The sequence below is a fragment of the Pseudomonas sp. AL03 genome (assembly GCF_029960815.1).
GTDB lineage: Bacteria > Pseudomonadota > Gammaproteobacteria > Pseudomonadales > Pseudomonadaceae > Aquipseudomonas.
On the sequence record NZ_JASBRE010000037.1, the window covers coordinates 24,486 to 46,626 of the forward strand.

At 59.8% G+C, this 22,141-nt stretch carries 21 protein-coding genes and 4 pseudogenes; 10 read left to right on the plus strand and 15 right to left on the minus strand.

Annotated features, from left to right (window positions below; translation table 11 throughout):
* Positions 1–154: 154 nt before the first annotated feature.
* The 3 genes and pseudogenes from QK293_RS24655 to QK293_RS24665 all read right to left on the minus strand — a co-directional run.
* Positions 155–1,066: a DMT family transporter gene (locus tag QK293_RS24655; protein WP_282382223.1), complete on the minus strand. Its 912-nt coding sequence runs from the start codon at positions 1,064–1,066 to the stop codon at positions 155–157.
* Positions 1,067–1,124: 58 nt separating this feature from the next.
* Entirely contained in the window at positions 1,125–1,919 is a 795-nt protein-coding gene (locus tag QK293_RS24660) for a hypothetical protein (protein WP_282382226.1), read from the minus strand.
* Positions 1,920–2,187: 268 nt separating this feature from the next.
* Positions 2,188–2,544, minus strand: a pseudogene (locus QK293_RS24665) (LysR substrate-binding domain-containing protein); the annotation flags it as partial.
* On the opposite strand from QK293_RS24665, the pseudogene QK293_RS24670 reads away from it, so the two are divergent.
* Positions 2,540–2,914, plus strand: a pseudogene (locus tag QK293_RS24670) (NADP oxidoreductase); the annotation flags it as partial. The pseudogenes QK293_RS24665 and QK293_RS24670 sit on opposite strands and share 5 nt — an antisense overlap.
* A gap of 266 nt (positions 2,915–3,180) precedes the next feature.
* On the opposite strand, the gene QK293_RS24675 reads toward QK293_RS24670, so the two are convergent.
* From QK293_RS24675 to QK293_RS24685, 3 genes are read right to left on the minus strand one after another with little or no spacing between them, the layout of a single operon-like run.
* Positions 3,181–4,362 carry an acetyl-CoA C-acetyltransferase gene (locus QK293_RS24675; protein ID WP_282382229.1) on the minus strand — a complete coding sequence of 394 codons (1,182 nt, stop codon included), beginning with the start codon at positions 4,360–4,362 and terminating at the stop codon, positions 3,181–3,183.
* Positions 4,363–4,373: 11 nt separating this feature from the next.
* Positions 4,374–5,039: a CoA transferase subunit B gene (locus QK293_RS24680; RefSeq protein ID WP_282382231.1), complete on the minus strand. Its 666-nt coding sequence runs from the start codon at positions 5,037–5,039 to the stop codon at positions 4,374–4,376.
* A gap of 33 nt (positions 5,040–5,072) precedes the next feature.
* Positions 5,073–5,771: a CoA transferase subunit A gene (locus tag QK293_RS24685; RefSeq protein WP_074875602.1), complete on the minus strand. Its 699-nt coding sequence runs from the start codon at positions 5,769–5,771 to the stop codon at positions 5,073–5,075.
* Between the two features lie 150 nt (positions 5,772–5,921).
* Here QK293_RS24685 and QK293_RS24690 point away from each other — a divergent pair, with 150 nt between their 5' ends.
* A complete protein-coding gene (locus tag QK293_RS24690) occupies positions 5,922–6,824 on the plus strand; it encodes a LysR family transcriptional regulator (RefSeq protein WP_282382241.1) in 903 nt (300 codons plus the stop codon).
* A gap of 134 nt (positions 6,825–6,958) precedes the next feature.
* On the opposite strand, the gene QK293_RS24695 is transcribed toward QK293_RS24690, so the two are convergent.
* Together QK293_RS24695 and QK293_RS24700 are read right to left on the minus strand one after the other, a co-directional pair.
* On the minus strand, positions 6,959–7,801 hold the full coding sequence (locus QK293_RS24695; protein ID WP_282382243.1) for an NAD-dependent protein deacetylase: 843 nt from the start codon (positions 7,799–7,801) through the stop codon (positions 6,959–6,961).
* 79 nt (positions 7,802–7,880) lie between these two features.
* On the minus strand, positions 7,881–8,927 hold the full coding sequence (locus tag QK293_RS24700; protein ID WP_282382245.1) for a class I SAM-dependent methyltransferase: 1,047 nt from the start codon (positions 8,925–8,927) through the stop codon (positions 7,881–7,883).
* A 319-nt stretch (positions 8,928–9,246) separates the two neighbouring features.
* Here QK293_RS24700 and QK293_RS24705 point away from each other — a divergent pair, with 319 nt between their 5' ends.
* Both QK293_RS24705 and QK293_RS24710 read left to right on the plus strand, forming a co-directional pair.
* Positions 9,247–10,086, plus strand: a complete 840-nt coding sequence (locus QK293_RS24705; protein WP_282382247.1) for a DUF692 domain-containing protein — start codon at positions 9,247–9,249, stop codon at positions 10,084–10,086.
* Positions 10,079–10,828 (plus strand): putative DNA-binding domain-containing protein, encoded by a 750-nt coding sequence (locus QK293_RS24710; protein ID WP_282382250.1) that lies wholly within the window; start codon positions 10,079–10,081, stop codon positions 10,826–10,828. Before QK293_RS24705 ends, QK293_RS24710 begins: the two co-directional genes overlap by 8 nt.
* Here the strand turns inward: QK293_RS24710 and QK293_RS24715 are convergent.
* Both QK293_RS24715 and QK293_RS24720 read right to left on the minus strand, forming a co-directional pair.
* The gene (locus tag QK293_RS24715) at positions 10,825–12,132 is read right to left on the minus strand and encodes a HAMP domain-containing sensor histidine kinase (protein WP_282382253.1); all 1,308 of its coding nucleotides are present in this window, start codon (positions 12,130–12,132) and stop codon (positions 10,825–10,827) included. The two genes, QK293_RS24710 and QK293_RS24715, sit on opposite strands and share 4 nt — an antisense overlap.
* Positions 12,129–12,869 carry a response regulator gene (locus tag QK293_RS24720; RefSeq protein ID WP_282382256.1) on the minus strand — a complete coding sequence of 247 codons (741 nt, stop codon included), beginning with the start codon at positions 12,867–12,869 and terminating at the stop codon, positions 12,129–12,131. The genes QK293_RS24715 and QK293_RS24720 overlap by 4 nt, the downstream gene beginning before the upstream one ends.
* A 305-nt stretch (positions 12,870–13,174) precedes the next feature.
* Here QK293_RS24720 and QK293_RS24725 point away from each other — a divergent pair, with 305 nt between their 5' ends.
* The 3 genes from QK293_RS24725 (at position 13,175) to QK293_RS24735 (ending at position 14,984) form a co-directional block, all read left to right on the plus strand.
* On the plus strand, positions 13,175–13,438 hold the full coding sequence (locus QK293_RS24725; RefSeq protein WP_282382258.1) for a DUF2790 domain-containing protein: 264 nt from the start codon (positions 13,175–13,177) through the stop codon (positions 13,436–13,438).
* A gap of 48 nt (positions 13,439–13,486) precedes the next feature.
* Positions 13,487–13,699, plus strand: coding sequence for a hypothetical protein (locus tag QK293_RS24730; RefSeq protein ID WP_282382261.1), 213 nt, complete (start codon positions 13,487–13,489; stop codon positions 13,697–13,699).
* A 73-nt stretch (positions 13,700–13,772) separates the two neighbouring features.
* On the plus strand, positions 13,773–14,984 hold the full coding sequence (locus QK293_RS24735; protein ID WP_282382264.1) for a cytochrome c biogenesis protein DipZ: 1,212 nt from the start codon (positions 13,773–13,775) through the stop codon (positions 14,982–14,984).
* Between the two features lie 24 nt (positions 14,985–15,008).
* Here the strand turns inward: QK293_RS24735 and QK293_RS24740 are convergent.
* Positions 15,009–15,149, minus strand: a pseudogene (locus tag QK293_RS24740) (helix-turn-helix domain-containing protein); the annotation flags it as partial.
* Positions 15,150–15,306: 157 nt separating this feature from the next.
* Between QK293_RS24740 and QK293_RS24745 the strand changes: the two are divergent.
* A pseudogene (locus QK293_RS24745) lies at positions 15,307–15,809 on the plus strand (class I SAM-dependent methyltransferase); the annotation flags it as partial.
* Between the two features lie 103 nt (positions 15,810–15,912).
* On the opposite strand, the gene QK293_RS24750 reads toward QK293_RS24745, so the two are convergent.
* Positions 15,913–16,839: a universal stress protein gene (locus QK293_RS24750; protein WP_282382268.1), complete on the minus strand. Its 927-nt coding sequence runs from the start codon at positions 16,837–16,839 to the stop codon at positions 15,913–15,915.
* Positions 16,840–16,995: 156 nt separating this feature from the next.
* Between QK293_RS24750 and QK293_RS24755 the strand changes: the two genes are divergently transcribed.
* Entirely contained in the window at positions 16,996–18,069 is a 1,074-nt protein-coding gene (locus QK293_RS24755; RefSeq protein WP_282382270.1) for an NAD(P)-dependent alcohol dehydrogenase, read from the plus strand.
* Positions 18,070–18,109: 40 nt separating this feature from the next.
* Here the strand turns inward: QK293_RS24755 and QK293_RS24760 are convergent, their stop codons facing one another.
* The 3 genes from QK293_RS24760 to QK293_RS24770 form a co-directional block, all read right to left on the minus strand.
* Complete coding sequence (locus QK293_RS24760) at positions 18,110–18,550, minus strand: hypothetical protein (RefSeq protein ID WP_282382272.1); 441 nt, start codon at positions 18,548–18,550, stop codon at positions 18,110–18,112.
* A gap of 144 nt (positions 18,551–18,694) precedes the next feature.
* A complete protein-coding gene (locus QK293_RS24765; RefSeq protein ID WP_282382274.1) occupies positions 18,695–19,600 on the minus strand; it encodes a carbohydrate kinase in 906 nt (301 codons plus the stop codon).
* Between the two features lie 72 nt (positions 19,601–19,672).
* On the minus strand, positions 19,673–20,623 hold the full coding sequence (locus tag QK293_RS24770) for an AraC family transcriptional regulator (protein WP_282382275.1): 951 nt from the start codon (positions 20,621–20,623) through the stop codon (positions 19,673–19,675).
* Between the two features lie 293 nt (positions 20,624–20,916).
* Between QK293_RS24770 and QK293_RS24775 the strand changes: the two genes are divergently transcribed.
* On the plus strand, positions 20,917–22,141 hold a 1,225-nt coding region (locus QK293_RS24775), incomplete at its 3' end, for a sugar ABC transporter substrate-binding protein (RefSeq protein ID WP_282382276.1).

The window sequence follows — 22,141 nt, forward strand, 5'->3', positions numbered from 1 at the left end:
GTCGCGCTTTGAGGGCGATCATCCCATGGAGGTTGTGACGCATTCCAGCGCGTTGTATCGAAAGAGCTTCTGTGGCGAGGGGGCTCGCCATGGAGTGTTGAACTGAGGCTGGTGGTGGGCGAAACCCGTTAGATTGACGTACGAGCTTTTTGCTTTACTCGTTCGAAACTATCGAACGTGTTATCGGCACTTTGGTGGTTGATCGCGAGGTGGCGATGGCTGCACCGGCAATAATCAGCAGCGCAGGGATGATCAGAATCGGGCTGGCATGGCTGCGCCCGACGGTGATCAGCAACAACGTGGACATCAGCGGCGCCAGGTAGGAAAGCGCACCCAGCGTCGCCAGACTGCCGTGTTTGGTGGCGTGGTCCCAGGCAAAAAACGCCAGTCCTACCGGCCCCAGACCGAGGACGACAATCGCGGTCCATTGGCTGAAGTCGGGCTGTACCGTGGTTTCGAAGGCCAGGTGACAGACCAGTCCGGCCACGGCGACCAGACCGCAGATTCCGCCGATGATGCTGCTCGGTACTTCGCTGAACCGGCGGTTGATTACCGAGTAAACCGACCAGATCAGCGCACAGCCAAACGCCGCGAGATAACCGGCGATGGGCATCGCGGCACCCGCATTCGGGGCGCGCTGCTGCATGATGAAAGCGGTGCCAGCCAAGCCCAGCAGTGCGCCGAGCAATTGCCGTTTGTGCAGCTTTTCGCCGGCTGAGAACGCCGACAGCAACACCAGCAACAGCGGCCAAAGGTAATTGATCAAGCTGGCTTCGGCCGCCGGGGCGGCTTTGAGCGCGAAAAAGTACAGCGCGTGATAAACGAAAATCCCGACGAACCCGGTCGCCCAAACGGCCCAGGGCTGGCGCCAGCTATTGAACCCGGCGATCCCGCGTCGGCCCAGAATCACCAGGCTCGCCACGAACGCCGCGCCGAAACCCAGTGTCAGCAGCTCAAACGGTGGAATGCCTTCGGTGAGGGTGGTCAGCAAGGCCAGGGAAGACCAGAGCACTATCGCAATCACGCCGACGGCCGTAGCGCTGTGGCTGTTTCGGAGCTGAGTCATGTCTGTTCCTTCAGCGCGATGAGCGGGCTACCATCCTGGCCCGATGACATCGAGCAGCTTAGCGTTTGATTGCCGTACGTCCAGCGTCCGCCGTCGGGCTCATCGGTTTTGCCAGCAAGCGCTTGGTCACTCCGAGCATGCCCACTGACACCGCGACGCCAAGGGCAAACGCGGTCAGACCCATGCCAGGCAACGCCAACGCCAACACCAGGCAAAACGCCGCGAACGAATACATTCCGGTCGCCGTCGCCCGCAACAAAGCAGCGGTAAACGCCGGACCGCGGGTTTGCTGGGAGAACACCGCCATCACGCTGCCCAGCACCGGGAACACGGCAAGCAGGCCGCTCCAGCGTTCGCCGACGGTGCTGGCCAACAACGTGACCGCGAGGGTGAGCAGGGCGCCGGCAATCATGCGCAACAGCAGTTTGTCGGACTTCGGCACCGGACCTGAAACGATTGGCTGTACCGAGGGAAACAAATACGGCGCCGCCAGCAGGGCAGTCGCGGCGGCGATCACCGAGAACACCAGGGACGGTGGAGTCAACGACAGCACAACGGCCGCCGTGGCCCAGACCGACAGCGATATCACCAGCGCCCACGGCCAACTCGCGCGTTGTGCAACCTGAGCGTAGGTTACGCAAAAGGCAATCATCGCGAACATCGCAGACAGTGCTGCCGTCGCCGATTGAGCGGCGAACACCTGGCCCTGTTCGATGGCGAGAAAGAACAGAATCGGCCCAACCACCACCGGCAACCCCGACAACCAACCGGCGACACTCGGTCCCCAGCGTTTACCGGCCAGGGAAATCAACAAGAGAAATCCTGGGATGACCAGCAGTTTGAGTATCAGCACACACGCACCTCTGACCTGAGTGAGGCGGCAACGTTAGCATTGCGGGTGAGTGATTGCTCTATAGGTGTCGTGATTTTGTATACAAATATCAGGGCCGCAATCGACACGGGGTTTGCGTGTACACCAAAAAGCGTGAGGCCGATGCGGGTGCTGATCGTTCCCACGCTCTGCGTGGGAATGCCTCAATGGACGCTCCGCGTCCGCTTCGGCAGGGACGCGGAGCGTCCCGGGCTGCATTCCCACGCAGAGCGTGGGAACGATCAGTCTGTCAGTGGTGTGAAAACGCCTCGACCACAAAGTCTATGAACACCCGGGTCTTGGCCGGCATCAACGTCCGGCTCGGGTAATACAGCGAAATCGGCCCCGCGTCGGCGTGCCAATCGGGCAGCAGGCGCACCAATTCGCCACGCTGGATATTCGCCCGCACATCCGGCATTACCAGCAGTGACACGCCCAAGCCAAGTATCGCCGCTTCGCGCATGGCGGCCGGATCATTGAGCACAATGTTTTCGTTCAGATTGGCAGGTGCTTCATTGCCCGCGCCATCGTGCATCAGCCAGTGGCGAATCCGCCCGGTGCGGGTGCCGCGCATCACAATGCCGGTGTGTCCGGACAGGTCCGCCGGTCTGGAGAATTTTGGTGGGCGGATTGTCATCGACGCCAACAACTCAATCGAGGCGCCGTCGTTCAAAGCGGTGGATTTGCAAGGCCGCACCTCCAGCGAAGTGTTTGCCGAATGGGTGCCCGGTGCGAGGGTGGTGAAGGCGTTCAATCACCTTCAGGCACGTTCTCTGGAGAGCGATCCGACGGCGGAGGGTGCGCGGCGAGTGCTGTTTCTCTCTGGTGATGATGCCGATGCGAAAGCTCAAGTGGCAGCGCTCATCGAACAGCTGGGCTTCTTCGGGATCGACCTTGGGGGATTGAGCGTCGGGGCGCGGCTGATGCAGTTTCCAGGCGGTCCGCTGCCGGTGCTGAATCTGGTGAAATTTGCCTGACGACGCAACCTGTAGCAGCTGGCGAAGCCTGCGTTCGGCTGCGAAGCAGTCGCCAAACCTGAACACGCGGTACTCCTGATGCACCGCACTGCCTGATTCCACGACTGCTTCGCAGCCGAACGCAGGCTTCGCCAGCTGCTACAAAGTATGCGGCGCAGCGTAGATTTATGACTGACTGTAGGACCCAGTGCGATGTGAATCGCACCGGGTGTTTTGCCAGACGGCGAACGGATCTTCGTGGGTCCCCGCGCCGTCTGTTGAACGCTTTACGCCCGTTCGATCGCCAGTGCCACGCCCTGACCACCACCGATGCACAGGGTGGCGAGGCCTTTTTTGGCGTCACGCTTGATCATTTCATGCAGCAAGGTCACCAGCACCCGGCAACCCGATGCACCGATCGGGTGACCCAGCGCGATGGCGCCGCCGTTGACGTTGACTTTGTTCAGGTCCCATTCCAGGTCCTTGGCCACCGCCAGAGATTGCGCAGCGAACGCTTCGTTGGCTTCGATCAGGTCCAGTTGGTCGATGGACCAACCGGCCTTGTCCAGGCAACGACGAGTCGCGCTGACCGGGCCGATGCCCATGATCGCCGGGTCGACGCCCGCGTTGGCGTACGCAGCGATTTTCGCCAGCACTGGCAGGCCGAGGGCCTTGGCTTTTTCGGCGCTCATCAGGATCACGGCGGCGGCGCCGTCGTTCAGGGACGAGGCGTTACCGGCGGTTACCGAACCGTCTTTTTTGAAGGCGGGTTTCAGTTTGCCCAGCGCTTCAGCGGTGGTACCTGCTCGGGGTTGTTCGTCAACCTGGAAAGCAACCGGATCGCCTTTGCGCTGAGGAATCAGGATCGGCGTGATCTCGTCGGCAAAACGCCCGGCTTCGATGGCGGCCGTGGCTTTCTGCTGCGAGGCCGCGGCGAAGGCGTCTTGCTGTTCGCGGGTCAGGTTGTACTTGTCAGCCAGGTTTTCGGCAGTGATGCCCATGTGGTAATCGTTGAACGCATCCCACAGGCCGTCGCTGATCATGGTGTCGACAATTTGCGCGTGACCCATGCGCAGACCGGTGCGCGCACCGGGCATGACGTAATTGGACAGGCTCATGTTTTCCTGGCCGCCCGCAATGATCACGTCGGCATCGCCGCAACGAATCGCCTGGGTCGCCAGATGCAGCGCTTTGAGGCCCGAACCGCAGACCTTGTTCAGGGTCATCGCCGGCACGGTAAACGGCAGGCCGGCCTTGATCGCTGACTGGCGCGCTGGGTTTTGTCCGGCGCCGGCGGTCAACACCTGGCCCATGATCACTTCATCGACTTCAGCAACATCCAGACCGGTTTGTGCCAGCAGCTGGCGGATCACCGCAGCGCCGAGGTCAACGGCGGAAACATTCGCCAGGGCACCCTGGAAACTGCCGATGGCGGTACGGGTGGCGGCGACAATGACGACTTCTTGCATGGAATGATTCCTCACTGAGCAGCGAACTGCATTTCTGGAACGTGATCCGGCACGATCAGTTTACCGGCCGTCTTGGCGACAATCTCCTCAACGCTGACGCCCGGTGCACGTTCCTTGAGAATGAACGCGCCGTCCTGGATTTCCAGGTAGGCGAGGTCGGTCAACACACGCTTGATGCACCCGGCGCCGGTCAGCGGCAGGCTGCATTTGGACAACAGCTTGGACTCACCGTCCTTGGACGCGTGGGTCATGATGACGATGATGTTGTCTGCACCGGCTACCAGGTCCATCGCGCCGCCCATGCCCTTGACCAGTTTGCCGGGAATCATCCACGAGGCGATGTTGCCTTCCACGTCCACTTCAAACGCACCGAGTACGGTCAGGTCGACATGACCACCGCGGATCATCGCGAAGGACTCGGCCGAGGAAAAGATCGACGCGCCGATACGTGCGGTCACGGTTTGTTTGCCGGCGTTGATCATGTCGGCATCGATGGTTTCTTCAGTAGGAAAGGGGCCCATGCCCAGCAGGCCGTTTTCCGACTGCAGCATGACTTCCATGCCTTCAGGGATGTAGTTGGCGACCAGGGTCGGAATGCCGATGCCCAGGTTCACGTAAAAACCGTCCTGCATTTCGCGGGCGACGCGTTGAGCCATTTGTTCGCGGGAAAGTGCCATTGTTGTTATTCCTTCAGGTCCGGGGGCAGGGGATCACTTACGCACGGTGCGCTGTTCGATGCGCTTCTCGAACGTGCCGCAAATGACCCGGTCGACGTAGATGCCAGGGGTGTGGATCTGCGCCGGGTCCAGCTCGCCGGGTTCGACGATTTCTTCGACTTCGACCACGGTGATCTTGCCGGCAGTGGCGGCCAGGGGATTGAAGTTCTGGGCGGTATGGCGATAGATCACGTTGCCGAAATGGTCGGCTTTCCAGCCTTTGACGATGGCGAAGTCACCGGTGATGGATTCTTCCATCAGGTACTTGCGACCGTGGAATTCGCGCACTTCCTTGCCGTCGGCAACCGGAGTGCCGACGCCGGTGGCGGTGAAGAAAGCGGGGATGCCGGCACCGCCAGCGCGCATTTTTTCGGCCAGGGTGCCTTGAGGGGTCAGGACCACTTCGATGGCGCCGCTCAGCAGTTGTTCTTCGAACATCTTGTTCTCGCCCACATACGAAGCGACAACCTTGCGAATCTGCCGGTCTTCCAGCAGCACACCGAGGCCGAAACCGTCGACGCCGCAGTTGTTGGAAACCACCGTGAGGTCGCGAGTGCCTTTGCGCTTGATTTCGGCGATGAGGTTTTCCGGGATCCCGCACAGACCGAAGCCGCCGGCGATCACGGTCATGCCGTCTTCAAGACCTGCCAGAGCTTCCTCATAGGAACTCACGCGCTTGTCGAAACCTGCCATATGCACCTCTTTTATTCTTTGTGGGCGGCTGGCTAGCCGTAGGGGTTGAGTGTCTCGTCAGTGAATTCATTTGTTAAGTTGATTTTTAAGGTTGATTGATAGATAAAACTCACCAATCACCTGCCCCGTACTACGTTGGAGACACCGGTCATGACAGTCAAGCAGATCCGCGCGTTCCTGGCCGTGGCCCAGAGTTTGAGTTTTGCTGTGGCCTGCGAGCGGTTGCACCTGTCGCAATCGGCGTTGAGCCTGACCATCAAGGCGTTGGAGGAGGGGCTGGGCGGGCGTCTGTTCACCCGCAATACACGCAATGTGGCGTTGACGGCTGAAGGCGAGTCGCTGGTGCCATTGGCTCGGCGGCTGATTGCTGATTGGGACAATGCCGAGGATGAACTGCGGCAGCGTTTTACGCTTCAGCGCGGTCGCGTGACGTTGGCGGCAATGCCGTCGTTTGCCGGCAACTTGCTGCCGCCGATCCTGAAAACCTTCCGCGCGCGGTATCCCAAGGTCAACGTCACCGTGAATGACGTGATCAACGAGCAGGTGCTAGAGATGGTGCGTGATCGGCAGGTCGAACTGGGGGTAGCGTTTGAGCCGACTCAGAGTTCGTCGCTGGAATTCACGCCGTTGTACATGGATCGGTTTGTTGCCGTTGTGCCGAAGGATTCTCCTTTTGCCGAACTGGAAGACATCGATTGGCAGACCTTGCTCAAGGAGCCGTTTATTACCTTGCAGCGTCCGTCGACGGTGCGGGTGATGCTGGAGGAGCACTTGCAGGCGCGGGGTATGAAATTGCCGGTGGAGTTTGAAAGCCATCAATTGGCGACGGTTGGGCGGATGGTGGCGAGCGGGTTGGGGGTGAGTGCAGTGCCGGCGTTGTGCGCCGGGCAGATGCGGGAGCTGGGTGCGCGGTGTATTACCTTGCGGGACCCGGTGGTGGAACGGGCGATTGGGGTGTTGACGAAGCCTGGGGTGGAATTGTCGGCGGCGGCTCAGGCGTTGTTCGATATTCTTAAAGCCGAAAACCTCGGCCAACAAGTTTCTATGCCTTGAACACGGTCACCTGTGGGCGCGAGCCGGCTCCGGGCGGCGATCCGACGAAGAGGCTGGCACATTCGATATCGATGTCGCCTGATACCGAGCTCGCGAGCAGGCTCGCTCCCACAGGAGTTGGGTTTCGTCAGTTTTCAAGTGGACAGTTTTTGGGCCAGTAAGGGCAAAAGCTGTTCGCACGGCGCCTCTATTTTTATATCCAGAATCTCATCCGCCCGAGTCTTCCCCAAATTGATCGCAATCAACGGCTTCCCCTGATCTGCCACCGCCCGGCACAACCGAAACGCCGAATACGCCATCAACGAAGACCCGACCACCAACAATCCCGCCGCCTTTTCGACCGCCGCCATTGCCTTGGCCGCCGTCGCCTGCGCCACGTTCTCGCCAAAAAACACCACGTCCGGCTTCATCCGTTCCCCTGCGCAGTGCGGACAATGCGGTACCTGAAAGCGCGCTTCAAAAGCCGCGTCGAGCAGGGTATCGCCATCCGGTGCCTGCACCGCGTCCACCCCGGCCAGATACGGGTTCTGCACTTCCATCAGTTGCTGGATCGAATCCCGTTCGCTGCGCTTCCCGCAGTCCAGGCACAGGACCCGGTGCAGGCTTCCGTGGAGTTCGATGACGTCATGGCTGCCGGCCTGGTCGTGCAGGGTGTCGACGTTTTGAGTGATCAGCTCGCTGATCTGCTGCGAACTTTGCAAACTGGCCAAAGCCTCGTGGGCCACGTTCGGCTGAGCCTGGCGCACCCGTGGCCAACCGAGCATCGCTCGCGCCCAATAGCGCCGCCGGGATTCGGGTGCCGAGAGAAATTCCTGATACATCATCGGCTGCCGGCCACGCCGCACGCCTTGGTTGTCGCGGTAGTCCGGAATGCCCGACGGGGTGCTGATGCCGGCACCGGTCAGGACCACAAACGGCTGGTCAGCCATTAACTGCTGGAGGCGGTCGAGTTGTTCGCGAATGGGGCTGCATGGCATGTTCAACACTCCGCAGGGCCTGTAGGAGCTGCCGAAGGCTTGGGCCGCGTTCGGCAGCTCCTACAATAACTAACGGTAGTTACTTGCGCGCCTCCAGAATCAGGTTGAACGGTGTTTCCGTGGCCCGACGGAACGTCTTGAACCCCGCCTCGGTGAAGACTTTGCGCAGTCGCGCCTCGCCAGCCTGGGCGCCGAGCCCGAGGCCGACTTCCTGGGACAGCGAGTTCGGTGTGCAGATGAAGGTCGAGGCGGCGTAGAACAACCGACCAACGGGGGTGGTGTTGTCGTCGAGCGAGTCATTGGCGAACGGTTCCACCAGCAACACCGTGCCGTCCGGTTTCAGCGAGTCATAAGCGTGCCGCGCTGCACCCACCGGGTCGCCCATGTCGTGCAGGCAGTCGAAGTAGCAGACCAGGTCATAGTCGTTGCCGGGGTAGCTTTTTGCCGTGCCCTGGAAGAACCGCGCCCGCCCGGACACGCCACCTGCTTCGGCGCGCTGGGTGGCGACCGTAACAGAGGGCGCGTGGTAGTCGAAACCGACGAACCGCGAATCGGGGAACGCCTGGGCCATGATCACGGTTGATGCGCCATGCCCGCAGCCGATATCGGCCACCTTGGCGCCAGCCTCCAGTTTGGCGACCACGCCTTCGAGTGCCGGCAGCCATTCGGCGACCAAGTGCGCTTTGTAACCGGGCCGGAAGAACCGCTCCGTGCCGCTGAACATGCACGGATGGTGATCGCCCCAGGCGAGGGCACCATCGCCGCGCATGGCGTTGACCAGTTTGTCCTTGTCATGGAAAAACGATGCGACTACCCCGATGCCACCCGCTATATAGACCGGCGAATCTTCGATCGCCAGCGCCAGGGCTTGCTCTTCGGGCAGGCGGAACTGACCGTTGGTGTGTTCCATGTAGCCGGAAGCGGCGTGGGCGCTGAGCCATTCGCGCAGCAGGCGGGTGTTGCAGCCGGTTTTGTCAGCGAGGGCTTCAGGGGTGACTGGCTGACTGTCGGCCATGGCCCGGTACAGTCCAAGCTCTTCGCCGAGGATGACATTGGCAAGCATCGCCGCGCCGCCCATGTCGTTCACCAGTTTACCCATGAAATCATTGAGTCTGGCCTCGTCCATTACGTGTGCTCCTTCAGCAGGATCACGGTCCAGAAGCCTTGTTTTTCGAGGCGTTCACTTCTGGGCGGTGGTCGTGGGAATGAACAGGACGATAAGCGCGCCCTGCGTGCAGTAAGTTTAGTCCGGGGTCCGTACAGCGCTGCTCGGAGCGACGAAAGTCCTGCGGACCACATTTCCCTGACTGCCACCGTGTATCCCACTGTATCCAACCCCCGTCCCGATACAGTTCCCCCCAACACCAGGACACTGCCGAACACAGACGAGATACACCGTTTCGATTAACTGTGATTCCGTTCTGACAATCATTGAGATCGACATCATGCAAACTCCCACCCTCTCAGCGAAAGCGACCGTTGGGCTCGGCTTGCGTCGCGGTTTAATGACGGACCTTCAAGCCGCCCACACCGGCGATTTTGATTTTCTGGAGGTCGCGCCGGAGAACTGGATCGGCATCGGTGGCGCGCATGGCCATGCGTTGCGTGCCTTGGCCGAGCGTTATCCGTTGTCCTGTCATGGCTTGTCCCTGTCGTTGGGCGGCCCGGCACCGCTGGACGTCGGGTTTCTGCAGGAAGTCCGGGGTTTCCTCGATCAATACAACGTGCCGCTGTACAGCGAGCACTTGAGCTACTGCAGCGATGACGGCCACCTGTACGACCTGCTGCCGTTGCCCTTTACCGAAGAAACGGTGCACCACGTCGCCACGCGAATTCGCCAGTCCCAGGACGTTCTCGGTCGGCGCCTGGCGGTGGAGAACGTCTCCTACTATGCCGCGCCACAGCAAGACATGGACGAACTGACCTTCACCAACGCGGTGCTGCGCGAAGCCGATTGCGACCTGCTGCTGGACGTCAATAATGTCTACGTCAACTCGATCAATCACGGTTTCGATCCGCAGCGTTTTTTGGCCGGCATCGATTCAGGCCGGGTGGTGGCCATGCACGTGGCCGGGCATTTTGATGAGTCCGACACGTTGAAAATAGACACCCACGGCGCCTCGGTAAAACCGGTGGTCTGGTCGTTGCTGGCTGAGGCTTACGCTCGATTCGGTGCGCAACCGACATTGCTGGAGCGGGACTTCCACTTTCCGGCATTTTCCGAACTGGTGGCTGAGTTGCAGACCATTCGCCGCCTGCAAACCGAGGGGTTGAACCGTGGATAAGCCGAGTCTGTTTCAGCAGCAAAACACCTTGGGCCTTTACCTGCGCGATCCCGATCATTGCGCGCCACCGGCTGAAATGGACGTGGCACGGGCGCAGGTTTACCGCGACCTGGTGTTCTCCAACCTGTCATCGCTGCTCAGCGGCACCTTTGCGGTGCTGGTGAAGATTCTGGGTGATGATGGCTGGCGTTCGCTGGTGCGGATATTCCTGCGGGACTACCGTGCGCGCACGCCGAAATTCGGCGAGATCGCCAAGGAATTCGTCGAGTTCCTGGCCTCAGAACCGCAAGCGTTGAGCGATGGGCCGTGGCCGCCGTTCATGGTGGAGCTGGCGCATTACGAGTGGGTTGAGATGGCGTTGCAACAATCCGAAGCCGAGCCGTTGCCCCTGAGCGACGCCGGGTTGTTGTTGGACCGACCTTTGCAGGTGTCGCCGCTGGCCTGGCCGTTGGCGTATGCCTGGCCGGTGCAGTTGGTGGGGCCGGATTATCGACCGGAGACGACGCCGGCTCAGCCGACGCTGTTGTTGGTCCGTCGGGTTGAGGACTGGAGTGTGAAGTTCTCCGAGTTAAGTCCGTTGGCGTGGCGGTTGTTGCAGCGGATTGAGGCGTTTCCGCAGCTGGATGGACGTGCGCAGCTGGAAGGGTTGGCGGTGGAGGCGGGGATGGCTGGGTCGCCGGCGTTTATGGAGAGTGGGGCGGGGTTGTTGCGGCAGATGCATGCAGAAGGGGTTTTGGGCTAGGTAGCATGAGTCGGTAATTTGAGCTCCGCACACAACCCACCCCCCTCACGGTTATTCAACGTCAACGACCCCCCGATCGCCAACGCCAATTGCTGCGCAATCGCCAAGCCCAATCCGGTTCCGCCAGTGCTGCGGTTTCGCGAGTTCTCCACGCGATAAAACGGTTCCATCACCTGAGCCAATTCCTCCTCGGCAATCCCTGGCCCGCGGTCCATCACCTTCACTGACAAACTGCCGTCAGCCTTCGCTTCCACCCACAACTCGGCGGCGCCGGCGAACTTCAGTGCATTGTCCGTCAGGTTCACCAGCACCCGCCGCAAGGCGTGTGGCCGGGTGTTGATCACTGCGTCACTTTTACCGCCCAGCTGAACGTCTTTGCCCATGTCCTGATAGTCGAACACCAGGCTGTCGAGGAATGAATCCAGATGGGTGCGGCGACTTTCCTCGGTGGCTCCATGAACGCTGCGGGCATAGGCCACACCTTCGCGCACCAGGTGTTCTATCTCGCCCAGATCATTCCAGAGTTTGTCTTTCTCGGCGGAGTCATCCATGAATTCGGCGCGCAGTTTCATGCGGGTGATTGGGGTTTGCAGGTCGTGGGAAATCGCCGCCAGCAGCTGCATGCGCTCCTTCAGGTAAGCGGCGATGCGCGCCTGCATCGAATTGAACGCCTTGGCGGCATGCGCGACTTCGGTCGGGCCTTTTTCATCCAGGTGCACAGCATGGGTGTTGGGGTCCAGGGTCTCCACGGCCTGAGCCAGGCGGGTGAGGGGGCGAATGACGATTCTTACGGCCAGCCAGGTGCAGAGGATCATCAATGCCAGTTGTCCCAGCAACACGATGGGTAACCACGGCGACAACGGCACCATCGAGGGTCGCACGTCGATGGTCACCGGGCTGCCGTCCGCCAGTTTCAGGTGGACCTGAAAATGTTTATTCGGCCCGGGGATGTCGGTCACAGTCATCGGGTAATCCTTGCCGATGGCCTCCTTGATCGAAGTCATCGCTATTGGCGAATCGCGCACGGGCGTGCCCGGCGAGCCTTCGTTCAACAAATAGCGGTAGTTACGTCGATCCAGTTGTTGCAGCCAACTCATGCGTTCTTCGGCCGGCAAGCGGTCGAGGATGGCGATGGACGTCGAGACGTCAGTTTCCAGATTGCCCAGCATGGTGTTCTTCGTGCTTTCGTATCGCTCGTAGTACTGCGCGCCGAAGGACAGTGCCTGCGCGAGAATCAAGCCGATCAGGAAGATCAGCGACAGTCGCGAGGCCAGGGTGCGAGGCCAACGAGTCGAGCGTTTCATGAGGGCGCCCCGAGGACTTCCACCGGCAGGGAAAACACATAGCCTTCACTGCGTACGGTCTTGATGTAGGCCGGTTCGCGGGCATCGTCCAGCAAGCGCTGGCGCAAACGGCTCACCAGCAAGTCGATGGAACGGTCGAACAGGTCGGCGTCGCGGCCTTGGGTCAGGTTTAGCAATTGATCGCGATTGAGCACCCGCTGAGGGTGATCGAGGAACACCCGCAGCAGCCGATATTCCGCGCCACTGAGCGCGACCATCGTGCCGTCTTCATCGAGCAAGTGCCGGGCCGAGGTGTCCAGTCGCCAGCGCCCAAAGGCCAGCAGGCGACCGCTTTCGGTGACCACCAGGTTGGGCGGCAGCATCCGCGTGCGGCGCAGCACAGCGTTGATTCGCGCGAGCAATTCACGAGCAGCGAACGGCTTGACCAGATAATCGTCGGCGCCCATTTCCAGGCCGATGATGCGGTCGGTTTCATCGTTGCGCGCGGTGAGCATCAGCACTGGCGTGGCCTTGTGTTTGCCGGCGCGTAACTCACGGCAAAGCATCAGGCCGTCGTCGCCCGGCATCATGATGTCGAGCACGATCAGGTCCACCGGAGTGGACTCCAGGAAGGCGCGCATTTGCCGTCCATCCGCCACGACGGTAGTGCGCAGGCCGTTTTTCTTGAGGTAGTTGCCTACCAGCTCTCGGATCTCGCGGTCATCGTCCACGATGAGAATGTGATCGACGTGTTCCATTTGGCCAAGCCTCTGTAGATGGGGGATGTCGCGCAGTCTATCGAGCCTTGGCCCGCTCGCCCGCCGCCCTTTGTATTGCAGTGTATCTGGCGTGTCGACGGATACACGCGGACGCAAAAACCCGAATTTTCAGGGGGTTTGTATCGCTGTGTATCAGGGGGCAGCTTTGATACGTACCGATTTACACGCGCCTGTTCCCGACACATACGGGATACCTCGCGGGCATTTAATAGGTTCTATCGAGGCAAGCCAAGCCGCCTCGGCCCACTAAACGATTGACCTGTTGAAGCCTTGAGGAAACCACCATGAACACCAAAGCCGTCTGCGCCGCTTGCCTGTTTGCCGCCCTGAACATCTGCACCTTGTCGGCCCGCGCCGAAGCTGGTGTCACGCCTAAAACCTACACCTACGGAACGCACCTGGACATCAAGAAAGTGGTTTCGCTGAAACAGGACGCCTCGCCTTCCTGTGGGGTTGTGGATGCCCAGCTGACCTACCTGGATTCCCATAACAAAACCCAGGTTCTGGACTACCGCAAAGTGGCTGACAGTTGCAACTCAGACAACTGAGTGCTTCGGCCGCCCAACGCCACGCCCATTTGAAACAGGAAGAACATCATGAACAACGTAAGCCGCTTTTTGACGGCCATTGCCTTCTCCGTAGCCGGCGCCGCTGCCCATGCTAACGCTGCTGTTGAACAAAAAAGCTGTGGCAGCGCTACTTGCTTCCAACTGACGCCGGTGGCGCAGAAGGGTGGGAACGACTTTCTGGCGCAGGATGGATCGAGCCGGACGCCGCAGGGGCAGCAGCTGGAAAACCAGACGGCCTGAGGCCAGACCACTGATCTGTGAACACCACCGATCGAGTGTGGTGAGTCGCCCTCCATAATTTCAAGGTGATCCCATGTTTATCATCGCTTTCCTGGGCGGCATATTGACCGTCCTCAGCCCCTGCATCCTCCCGGTCGTGCCGTTCCTGTTCGCCGGTGTTAAACGTTCACGTTCCTCGATCCTGCTCACCCTCGGCGGCATGGTGCTGACCTTTGCCCTGATCTCCAGCCTGGCCGTGGTCAGCAGCGAGTGGGTGATACACGCCAGCAACACCGGCCGTCATGTAGCCCTCATCGTGATGGTGCTGTTCGCCCTGTCGCTGATTTCCGCCCGTGTCGGTGACTGGCTGGCCCGTCCTTTCGTGGCGCTGGGCAATCGCATCGACCCCGACACCCGCAAAATGTCCGGCCCGTTGAGTTCGGTCATGATCGGTGTTGCCACCGGCCTGCTCTGGGCACCGTGTGCCGGGCCGATCCTCGGTGTCATCCTTACGGGCGCCATGCTGCAAGGTGCAAGCGCTCAAACCAGCCTGTTACTGGTGGCGTACGGCTTGGGCAGCGCATTGTCCCTGGGTACCTTGATCTTCGCCGGGCGCGGCCTGGTCAATCGCTTGAAAGCGTCGATTCCGGTCACCGGTTGGTTGCGTCGCGGCACCGGTGTTGCGGTGCTGGCGGCTGCGGCGGTGATCTCCACCGGTGCCGACAAAACACTGCTGGCCGGCACCTCGTCCGAAGGCGTTACTACGGTTGAAAAACAGGTGTTGGAAACCGTACCGAAAGTCGTCGATTACTTCGTCAGCAAGGTCAAGGCAGATTCGTCCATGGACAACGCCCAAGGCGCCATGCCGTCGCTGTCCGGTGCGGTCGAATGGCTCAACTCGCCGGCGCTGAGCAATGATTCACTGAAAGGCAAAGTAGTGCTGGTGGACTTCTGGACCTACGACTGCATCAACTGCCAGCACACCTTGCCCTACGTGAAGGACTGGGCGAAGAAATACGAGAAGGACGGCTTGGTCGTGATCGGCGTGCACACCCCTGAATACGGTTACGAACGCATCATCGGCAACGTCAAGGATCAGGTGAAGAAGCTCGGCATCACCTACCCGGTGGCCATCGACAACAACTACGCGATCTGGCGCAACTTTGACAACCAGTATTGGCCCGCTCACTACCTGATCGATGCCAAGGGCCAGGTGCGTTACACCCACTTTGGTGAAGGTCGATATGAAACCCAGGAGAAGATGATCCAGCAGTTGCTGGAAGAGGCTAAAGCGCCCGCTGCGTAATGCATCAAATCAATGGCTCACAGGCTACGCGCCGTGGGCCATTGGTTTTTTCTCCTGACTGCGCCGCCACGCCGCCGGTGGCGCTCCAAACTCTCGACGAAAGGCCCGACTGAACGCCGTGTCGGTCTGGTAACCCACCTCTTCGGCGATCCGCATCAACGTGTTGGCGGGCTGCTTTTGATGGTGAGCTTGATTGTGCGCCTGTCGCGCCAGACCGTGAAATCTCCGGACGATCGGACAGGGCCCAGGTCACGGCCATCATCGATCCGACCACGGCCGAATAAGCCGGGGCTGCGTTTCAACCCGCAACGGAGCGGATTCCATGAGTACACCCATTGATCTTACTGCCTTGAAAAACCGTCAGATGGCTTCTTGGGCCAGTGGCGACTATGCCGTGATCGGCACCACTTTGCAGATTGTCGGTGAGCAACTGGCCGAGGCCTGCGATCTGCTTTGCGATGAACGCGTGCTCGACATGGCCGCCGGCAACGGTAACGCGACACTCGCCGCTGCGCGCCGTGGTTGCCACGTCACGTCTACCGATTATGTGGCCGTGCTGCTTGAACGCGGCGAAGACCGGGCCAGGGAGAACGCCTGGAAGTGACGTTTCAAGTGGCCGACGCTGAAGCATTGCCGTTCGAGGATGCGAGCTTCGATGCCGTGCTGTCGACTTTCGGTGTGATGTTTACGCCAGACCAGCCCAAGGCCGCCGCGGAACTGGCACGGGTCTGTCGTCCCGGAGGCCGGATCGGCCTGGCGAACTGGACGCCCGAAGGTTTCGTCGGCCAGATGTTCAAGACCCTCGGTCGCCACCTACCACCACCGCCAGTACCTTGAGGTGGTGATCACCCGGCGTTGACCTGGCAACACAAAACCCCTGTGGGAGCGAGCTTGCTCCCACAGGATTTTGTGTTGTCCGGTAGATCCATCACTCGTCCAGTCGCTCGGTGTACACCACCCAAACGCTGCACGGCATTTTGTACAGCAGATGCTCCACCGTACTGCCGATCAGTCGGCCCATGCCGCGATGGCCGATCCGCCCCATGACAATCACGTCGACGTCATAAGCATCGGCATAGCGGGTGAGGACCTTGGCCGGGTTGCCCATGATCATGTGCCGTTGCTGCGGCCCGATGCCGTTGCGCTCGGCCAGTTCGTTGAAGGCATCCTCCTGGTAATCGAACACGGTCTTGGCCTTGCCCGACGAGAAGAACGCCGAACCGTTGTCGAAGCCGAACTCGTCGGCGCTGATGGATGAAAGGTCATAGGCGTAGACCACATCGAGCTCGGCATTACAGGCGCTCGCCAGTTTCACCGCTTCGTGAAGAATTCGGTCGTTGAAGGTTTTGTAATGGTCATCGCGATGAAAGGGGTCGACCGCCGCGACGATCTTTCGCGGCAAGGCGTGCACGGCGTGGCTCACGAAATGCAGCGGCACCGGGCATTCGCGCAGCAAATGCACATCGAGCGGGGTAAACATCAGCCGCGACAGCAGCGATTCGTGTTCCAGCGCCTTGATCAGCACGTCCATCGGCTGTTCTTTGAGGTGAATCAGGATTTCTTCCAATGGGCGTTCGACCCAAGCCACTTCGGTGGTGACGTGCACACCGATTTTGCGCAGGGGGCGGGCCTGTTCCTCAAGCCATTGACGATGGCGATCGACGTAGCCCAGGCGCATCTGTTCCAGGGCCTTTTCGTTGACCAGACTGGCGGTTGCCAGGCCTTCAAGATAGTCGAAGGCGACGATGTGCAGTGCCGCGTCTTCGGCCTTGGCCAGCGCAGCGGCCCTGTCGAAAGCGGGGCTGTGTTCCATCAGCGGTGATGCAACTAGCATGAAGCGGGATTGACCAGACATGACGAACCTCCCGTGGATTAGCCGCCCGACGTGCGGCTCGTGCGACGTACATCCAGTCTCTAAGTATTGACCATGATCAACCTCTCGTCCGTAAACCGGGCGCAGGCTGAGGTTCGTGCTGAACTCAAGCGCACGATAATCCTCAGGAGAGCCCCAATGGCAACCATGAAAGCTGCGATATTCGTTGAGAAAAACCGCATCGTGCTGGATGACAAACCGATCCCCGAGGTCGGGCCACTGGATGCGCTGGTCCGTATTACCACCACGACGATCTGCGGCACCGACGTACACATCCTGCGGGGTGAATACCCGGTGGCCAAAGGGCTGACCATCGGACACGAACCGGTGGGCATCATCGAGCGGCTGGGCTCGCAGGTGCGTGGTTTTGTCGAAGGACAACGGGTGATTGCCGGGGCCATCACCCCTAGCGGGCAAAGTTACGCCTGCCTGTGCGGTTGCAGCTCACAGGATGGCCCGGCCACCCGCCATGGCTTTCGCGCCGCCGGTGGCTGGAAGTTCGGTAACACCATCGATGGCTGCCAGGCCGAGTACGTGCTGGTGCCGGATGCGTTGGCCAACCTGTGCCCGATCCCTGACGGCCTCAGCGACGAACAGGTGCTGATGTGCCCGGACATCATGTCCACGGGGTTTTCCGGGGCAGAGCGAGGCGAGGTCAAGATTGGCGATACCGTCGCGGTGTTCGCCCTCGGGCCGATCGGCCTGTGTGCCGTGGCCGGCGCGCGCCTCAAGGGCGCCAGCACCATTATCGGCATCGATACCGTCGCTGAACGAATGAGCGTCGCCCGGCAGTTGGGAGCGACCCACGTGGTCAATTTCAAGGACGGCGACGTGGTCGCGCAGATCATGGCCCTGACCGACGGTCGAGGTGTCGACGTGGCCATCGAAGCGCTGGGCACCCAAGGCACTTTCGAGTCCGCGTTAAGGGTGTTGCGCCCCGGTGGTCGGTTGTCCAGCCTGGGGGTTTATTCCAGTGATCTGCGCATTCCCCTTGAAGCCTTTGCTGCGGGGCTCGGGGATTTCAGCATCGTCAGCACCCTGTGCCCCGGCGGTAAAGAACGCATGAGACGGTTGATGGCAGTGGTGCAAAGCGGTGGCGTCGACCTGTCGCCGCTGGTGACGCATCGCTTCAAACTCGACGACATCGAAGCCGCCTATGAGTTGTTTGCGCATCAGAGGGACGGGGTGATGAAGGTTGCAATTACGCCTTGAGGTTGTCCTCAGGGCTTGCAGCAGATATCGACTGCAGGGGCTAACTACACGTGACGCTGACGGCCTTCGCGGCGCGTTGCAGTTCTTTTTTAACATCGACAGGTATCCGCTGTTTCACGAGTCGCTGCTCGAGGAATGTCTGATCGCCTCGAGTATCAACCTCAGCGTCAATTGCAGCATCCACCGCTTCTATGGCGGCGGCGTGCGCTTCGATGACCGAGTCAACCTCAGCGTCACTGGTGGCGGCGTCGAGAGCACCAATGAGTGTCGCCACTTCGTCTTCTTCAGCCTTGCCATAGGCGTCTACGGACAGTCCGGCAGCCAACGCCCGCGCTCGGATTTCCACGCCTTTCAGAGCCTGCTTGGCCTCTCCACACAGAACGTCATGTTTGTGGTTTTCGGCGACTTTCCATTGAAAAAATCCATACGTCATCGTGCCGATAATCGCTACGGTGATACCACCGATCAGGATCCGCTTCATGGCTGCAGTCGTGAGCGTCTGAGGATTGAGGGTTCGGTGGACATCGCTTCGTTCTCTATTCGAGGAAATGAAAGCGTAGCACCGGAGCAGGCCTAGCCTCGTCCAACATCAATGCAAATACATGGGTAAAGGAGCGGCGTGTCTTCAAGAATATGGCGCATTAAGTAAACCTTTCACATCGGCCAGCGTTGGAGCATGGGCCCCGGCATGGTGGCAGGATAGGGATGCGCAGGCTGCTGAAAATCGCAAACGATCCCAAAAATCGGTCATTCCGAGCAATCCCGATGCCAGCCAACCGGCCATGCAAGCGTCTCCTGCACCTACCGTATCGGCCACGTCTACGGCGATAGCTGGCTGCTCGTACCGGTCGTCGGGGGTGTACAGAACCATGCCGTATTCACCTCGAGTAAACAGGATTTCAGCCTCTGGATTAAGTGCGCGAAGCTCACCCAATGCCTGGTGTTCGGTCAGCCCCGGATAAATGTGCCGAAGGTCTTCGTCGGAAAGCTTAATCATGTCGGCCAGGGCGGTCATCGTCGGGAACGTCTGCTCCCGATAACGGCTGTCCATTAAATTGCGCCAGTTCGGATCATAGCTAATGCGTTTACCCGCGCCTTTGGCCTGCTGAGCGAGTTTTACCAATCTGTCGCCAAGCGGCTGGCGCGCCAGGCTGATACAGCTGAAATGGCACACTTGGGCATGCTCAATCCATCCTTGCGGCATCAGGCCTGGATCGAAAAACTGATCGGCATCTCCAGCAAAAAAGTACCGTGGAGGACGGCTCGATGGAACGATGGCCACCAAGGGATCTTGGTCTACTCGTTGGATAAATCGCCTGTCCAGACCTGCCAGCTCTGATTGCCTGGCTATCTCGTCGCCCAGAGAGTCCGTACTGATTGAGCCTGCGAAGGCGCTGCTGACGCCCAAGCGACTTAGCGCTCGTGCAACATTCCAGGGCGCACCGCCGGGATAGCCTTTCCACTGTCCGGGAGTGCCTTGGACAAGGTCGGTCAGGGCTTCGCCAAATACGACTGCGCGAGGCAATACCATCGTCATTTCCTCAATATTTTCTAAGAGGGATTGCTGCTGGCTGATCAGAGTCGACCACCGGGCATCACTCACTCAATGGGCTCGGGTGAAAGGCAGGGAAGGGTGAGCACCGTTGCGATTGAACAACGTCATCGCCGTTTCGCGACGATACTCGCTCGGTGTCTGTTCCATTTCGATGCGAAAGTGCCTGTTGAAGTTGGAAAGGTTTTCATAGCCAACCTCAAAACAGATGTCAGCCACCGACATCTCTGTTTGCAACAACAGCCTGCAGGCGCGCTGAACCCTGAGTTTGCGCATGAGATCGATGAAGCCGTGGCCGGTAATCCTTTTGAAGAAGCGCGAAAAACCTGGCTCGCTCATCTCCAGGCGCTGAGCGATAACTGATAGGCGAATGTCGCCGGTGAGCTCAGTCAGTAGATAGTCAAAGGCCTTGTTGATTCGCTCGGAACTGCGGGCGTCGAGGGTGGGCGCGTAGCAAGCGCTGGCGAGCAAGTGGACGTCATGCGCGGGCGCTTTCATCAGCGCGTTGATCAATTGCAGAAACAGAATCAAACGCTCGAGACCTTGCGCGTGGCCTATCTCCTCCAGCAGTCGCGCTGCCTGTAGAGCCGTTGCCCCAGTGAATTCCAGGCCACGACGCGCTTGTTCAAAAAGGTGTTGAAGCTCCCCCAGCTCAGGCATCGTTGCGCGTAAGGCCAAGATGGCTGCGCCATCAAACTGCAGCACCACATCGCGCCCCGCGAGGTGTTCACCGGGCGCGAGATCCCCAATCCAGTCATGGGGAAGGTCGGGGCCGATGAGCGCTACGTGTCCGGCACCGAACGCACCGATGTAATCGCCTGCGACGAGCTTGCCGCTGCCTTGGCGGATCAGATGAATTTCGAATTCTGGGTGATGATTCCAGCGAGCCAGGGAGTAGGGGTAATCGTGTTCGTACCAGCGAAAGCTATGATCGGGCTCGGGAAGAATAACCTCCAACTCGGCGGGTCGCTGCTCGAACAGGGCTGCTCGGGTATCAGGCATGTCATGCCCCTTTTTAATTATTTGTTCTTCGAATGCAACCAACATACGCCTTCTCGGCCGGCACCTGCTAGCTCACGTATTGCCTGCAACTGATACTTTTTTGATCTCTGGCAGCCAGGCTGCGGTCGGTTAAAAAAGTATCAGATGAGCATCCGCTATGCGTTTGTCCGGGCCTTTTTAAGCTGCTGTAATCGAGTCGTCCACCATTGCCGGCCAGACGTATTTGATCAGCGGTGGTTAACAACAAAAATAAGAGCTCCCGTCGTCCAAGGCGCGGAGCGGAGAGCACTACGATGAAAATCCCGAAAGCGCTTTTCCTTTCCGCAGGCCTATCCTTCGCCCTTGTCAGTCAAGCCGCTGAAACAGTGACCATTGCCACCGTCAACAATGGCGACATGATCCGGATGCAGCGACTCTCCAAAATTTTTGAACAGCAGCATCCTGATGTGAAGCTCAATTGGGTGGTGCTGGAAGAAAACGTCCTGCGTCAGCGCCTGACCACCGATATCGCCACACAAGGCGGCCAATTCGATGTGCTGACGATTGGTACCTATGAAACGCCGCTTTGGGGGGCCAAGGGTTGGCTCGAGCCCATCACCGGGCTGCCACCGGAGTACGACCTGGAAGACATCTTCCCTTCGGTACGCCAAGGCCTGTCGGTCAACAACACGCTCTACGCGTTGCCTTTCTATGGCGAAAGCACGATCACCTATTACCGCACCGATCTGTTCAAGCAAGCAGGCCTGAGCATGCCGGAGCATCCGACCTGGACGCAGCTTGGCGAATTTGCGTCCAGGCTCCACCAGCCTGACAAAGGACAGTACGGCATGTGCCTGCGTGGCAAGGCCGGTTGGGGGGAGAACATCGCACTGATGAGCACCATGGCCAACGCCTTTGGTGCCCGTTGGTTCGATGAAAAGTGGCAGCCGGAACTTTCCAGCCCAGAGTGGACAGCAGCGGCGCACTTCTACGTTGATACCCTCAAGAAGTATGGGCCGCCAGGTGTATCCAGCAATGGGTTCAACGAAACCCTGGCCCTGTTCAACAGCGGAAAATGCGCCATCTGGGTGGATGCCAGCGTCGCGGGCTCGTTCACTACCGATAAAGAGCAGAGCAAGGTCGTCGACAGTGTGGGCTTTGCGCCTGCACCGACTGAGGTGACCGACAAAGGTTCGTCGTGGCTGTATGCGTGGTCGCTGGCGATACCGGCAACCTCCACGCACAAAGACACCGCAAAGGCCTTTATCACGTGGGCAACGTCGAAAGAATACATTCAGCTTGTCGCTAAAACAGACGGCATCACCCATGTGCCGCCAGGTACTCGACAGTCCACCTACAACGAGGCCTATTTGAAGGCCGCGCCTTTCGCCCAAGTGACCTTGCAGATGATGCAGCACGCCGATCCTGCGCACCCCTCGATCAAGCCTGTTCCTTACGTGGGTATCCAGTACGTCACCATTCCCGAGTTCCAGGCGATCGGCACTTCCGTCGGGAAGCTGTTTTCGGCGGCGCTTACTG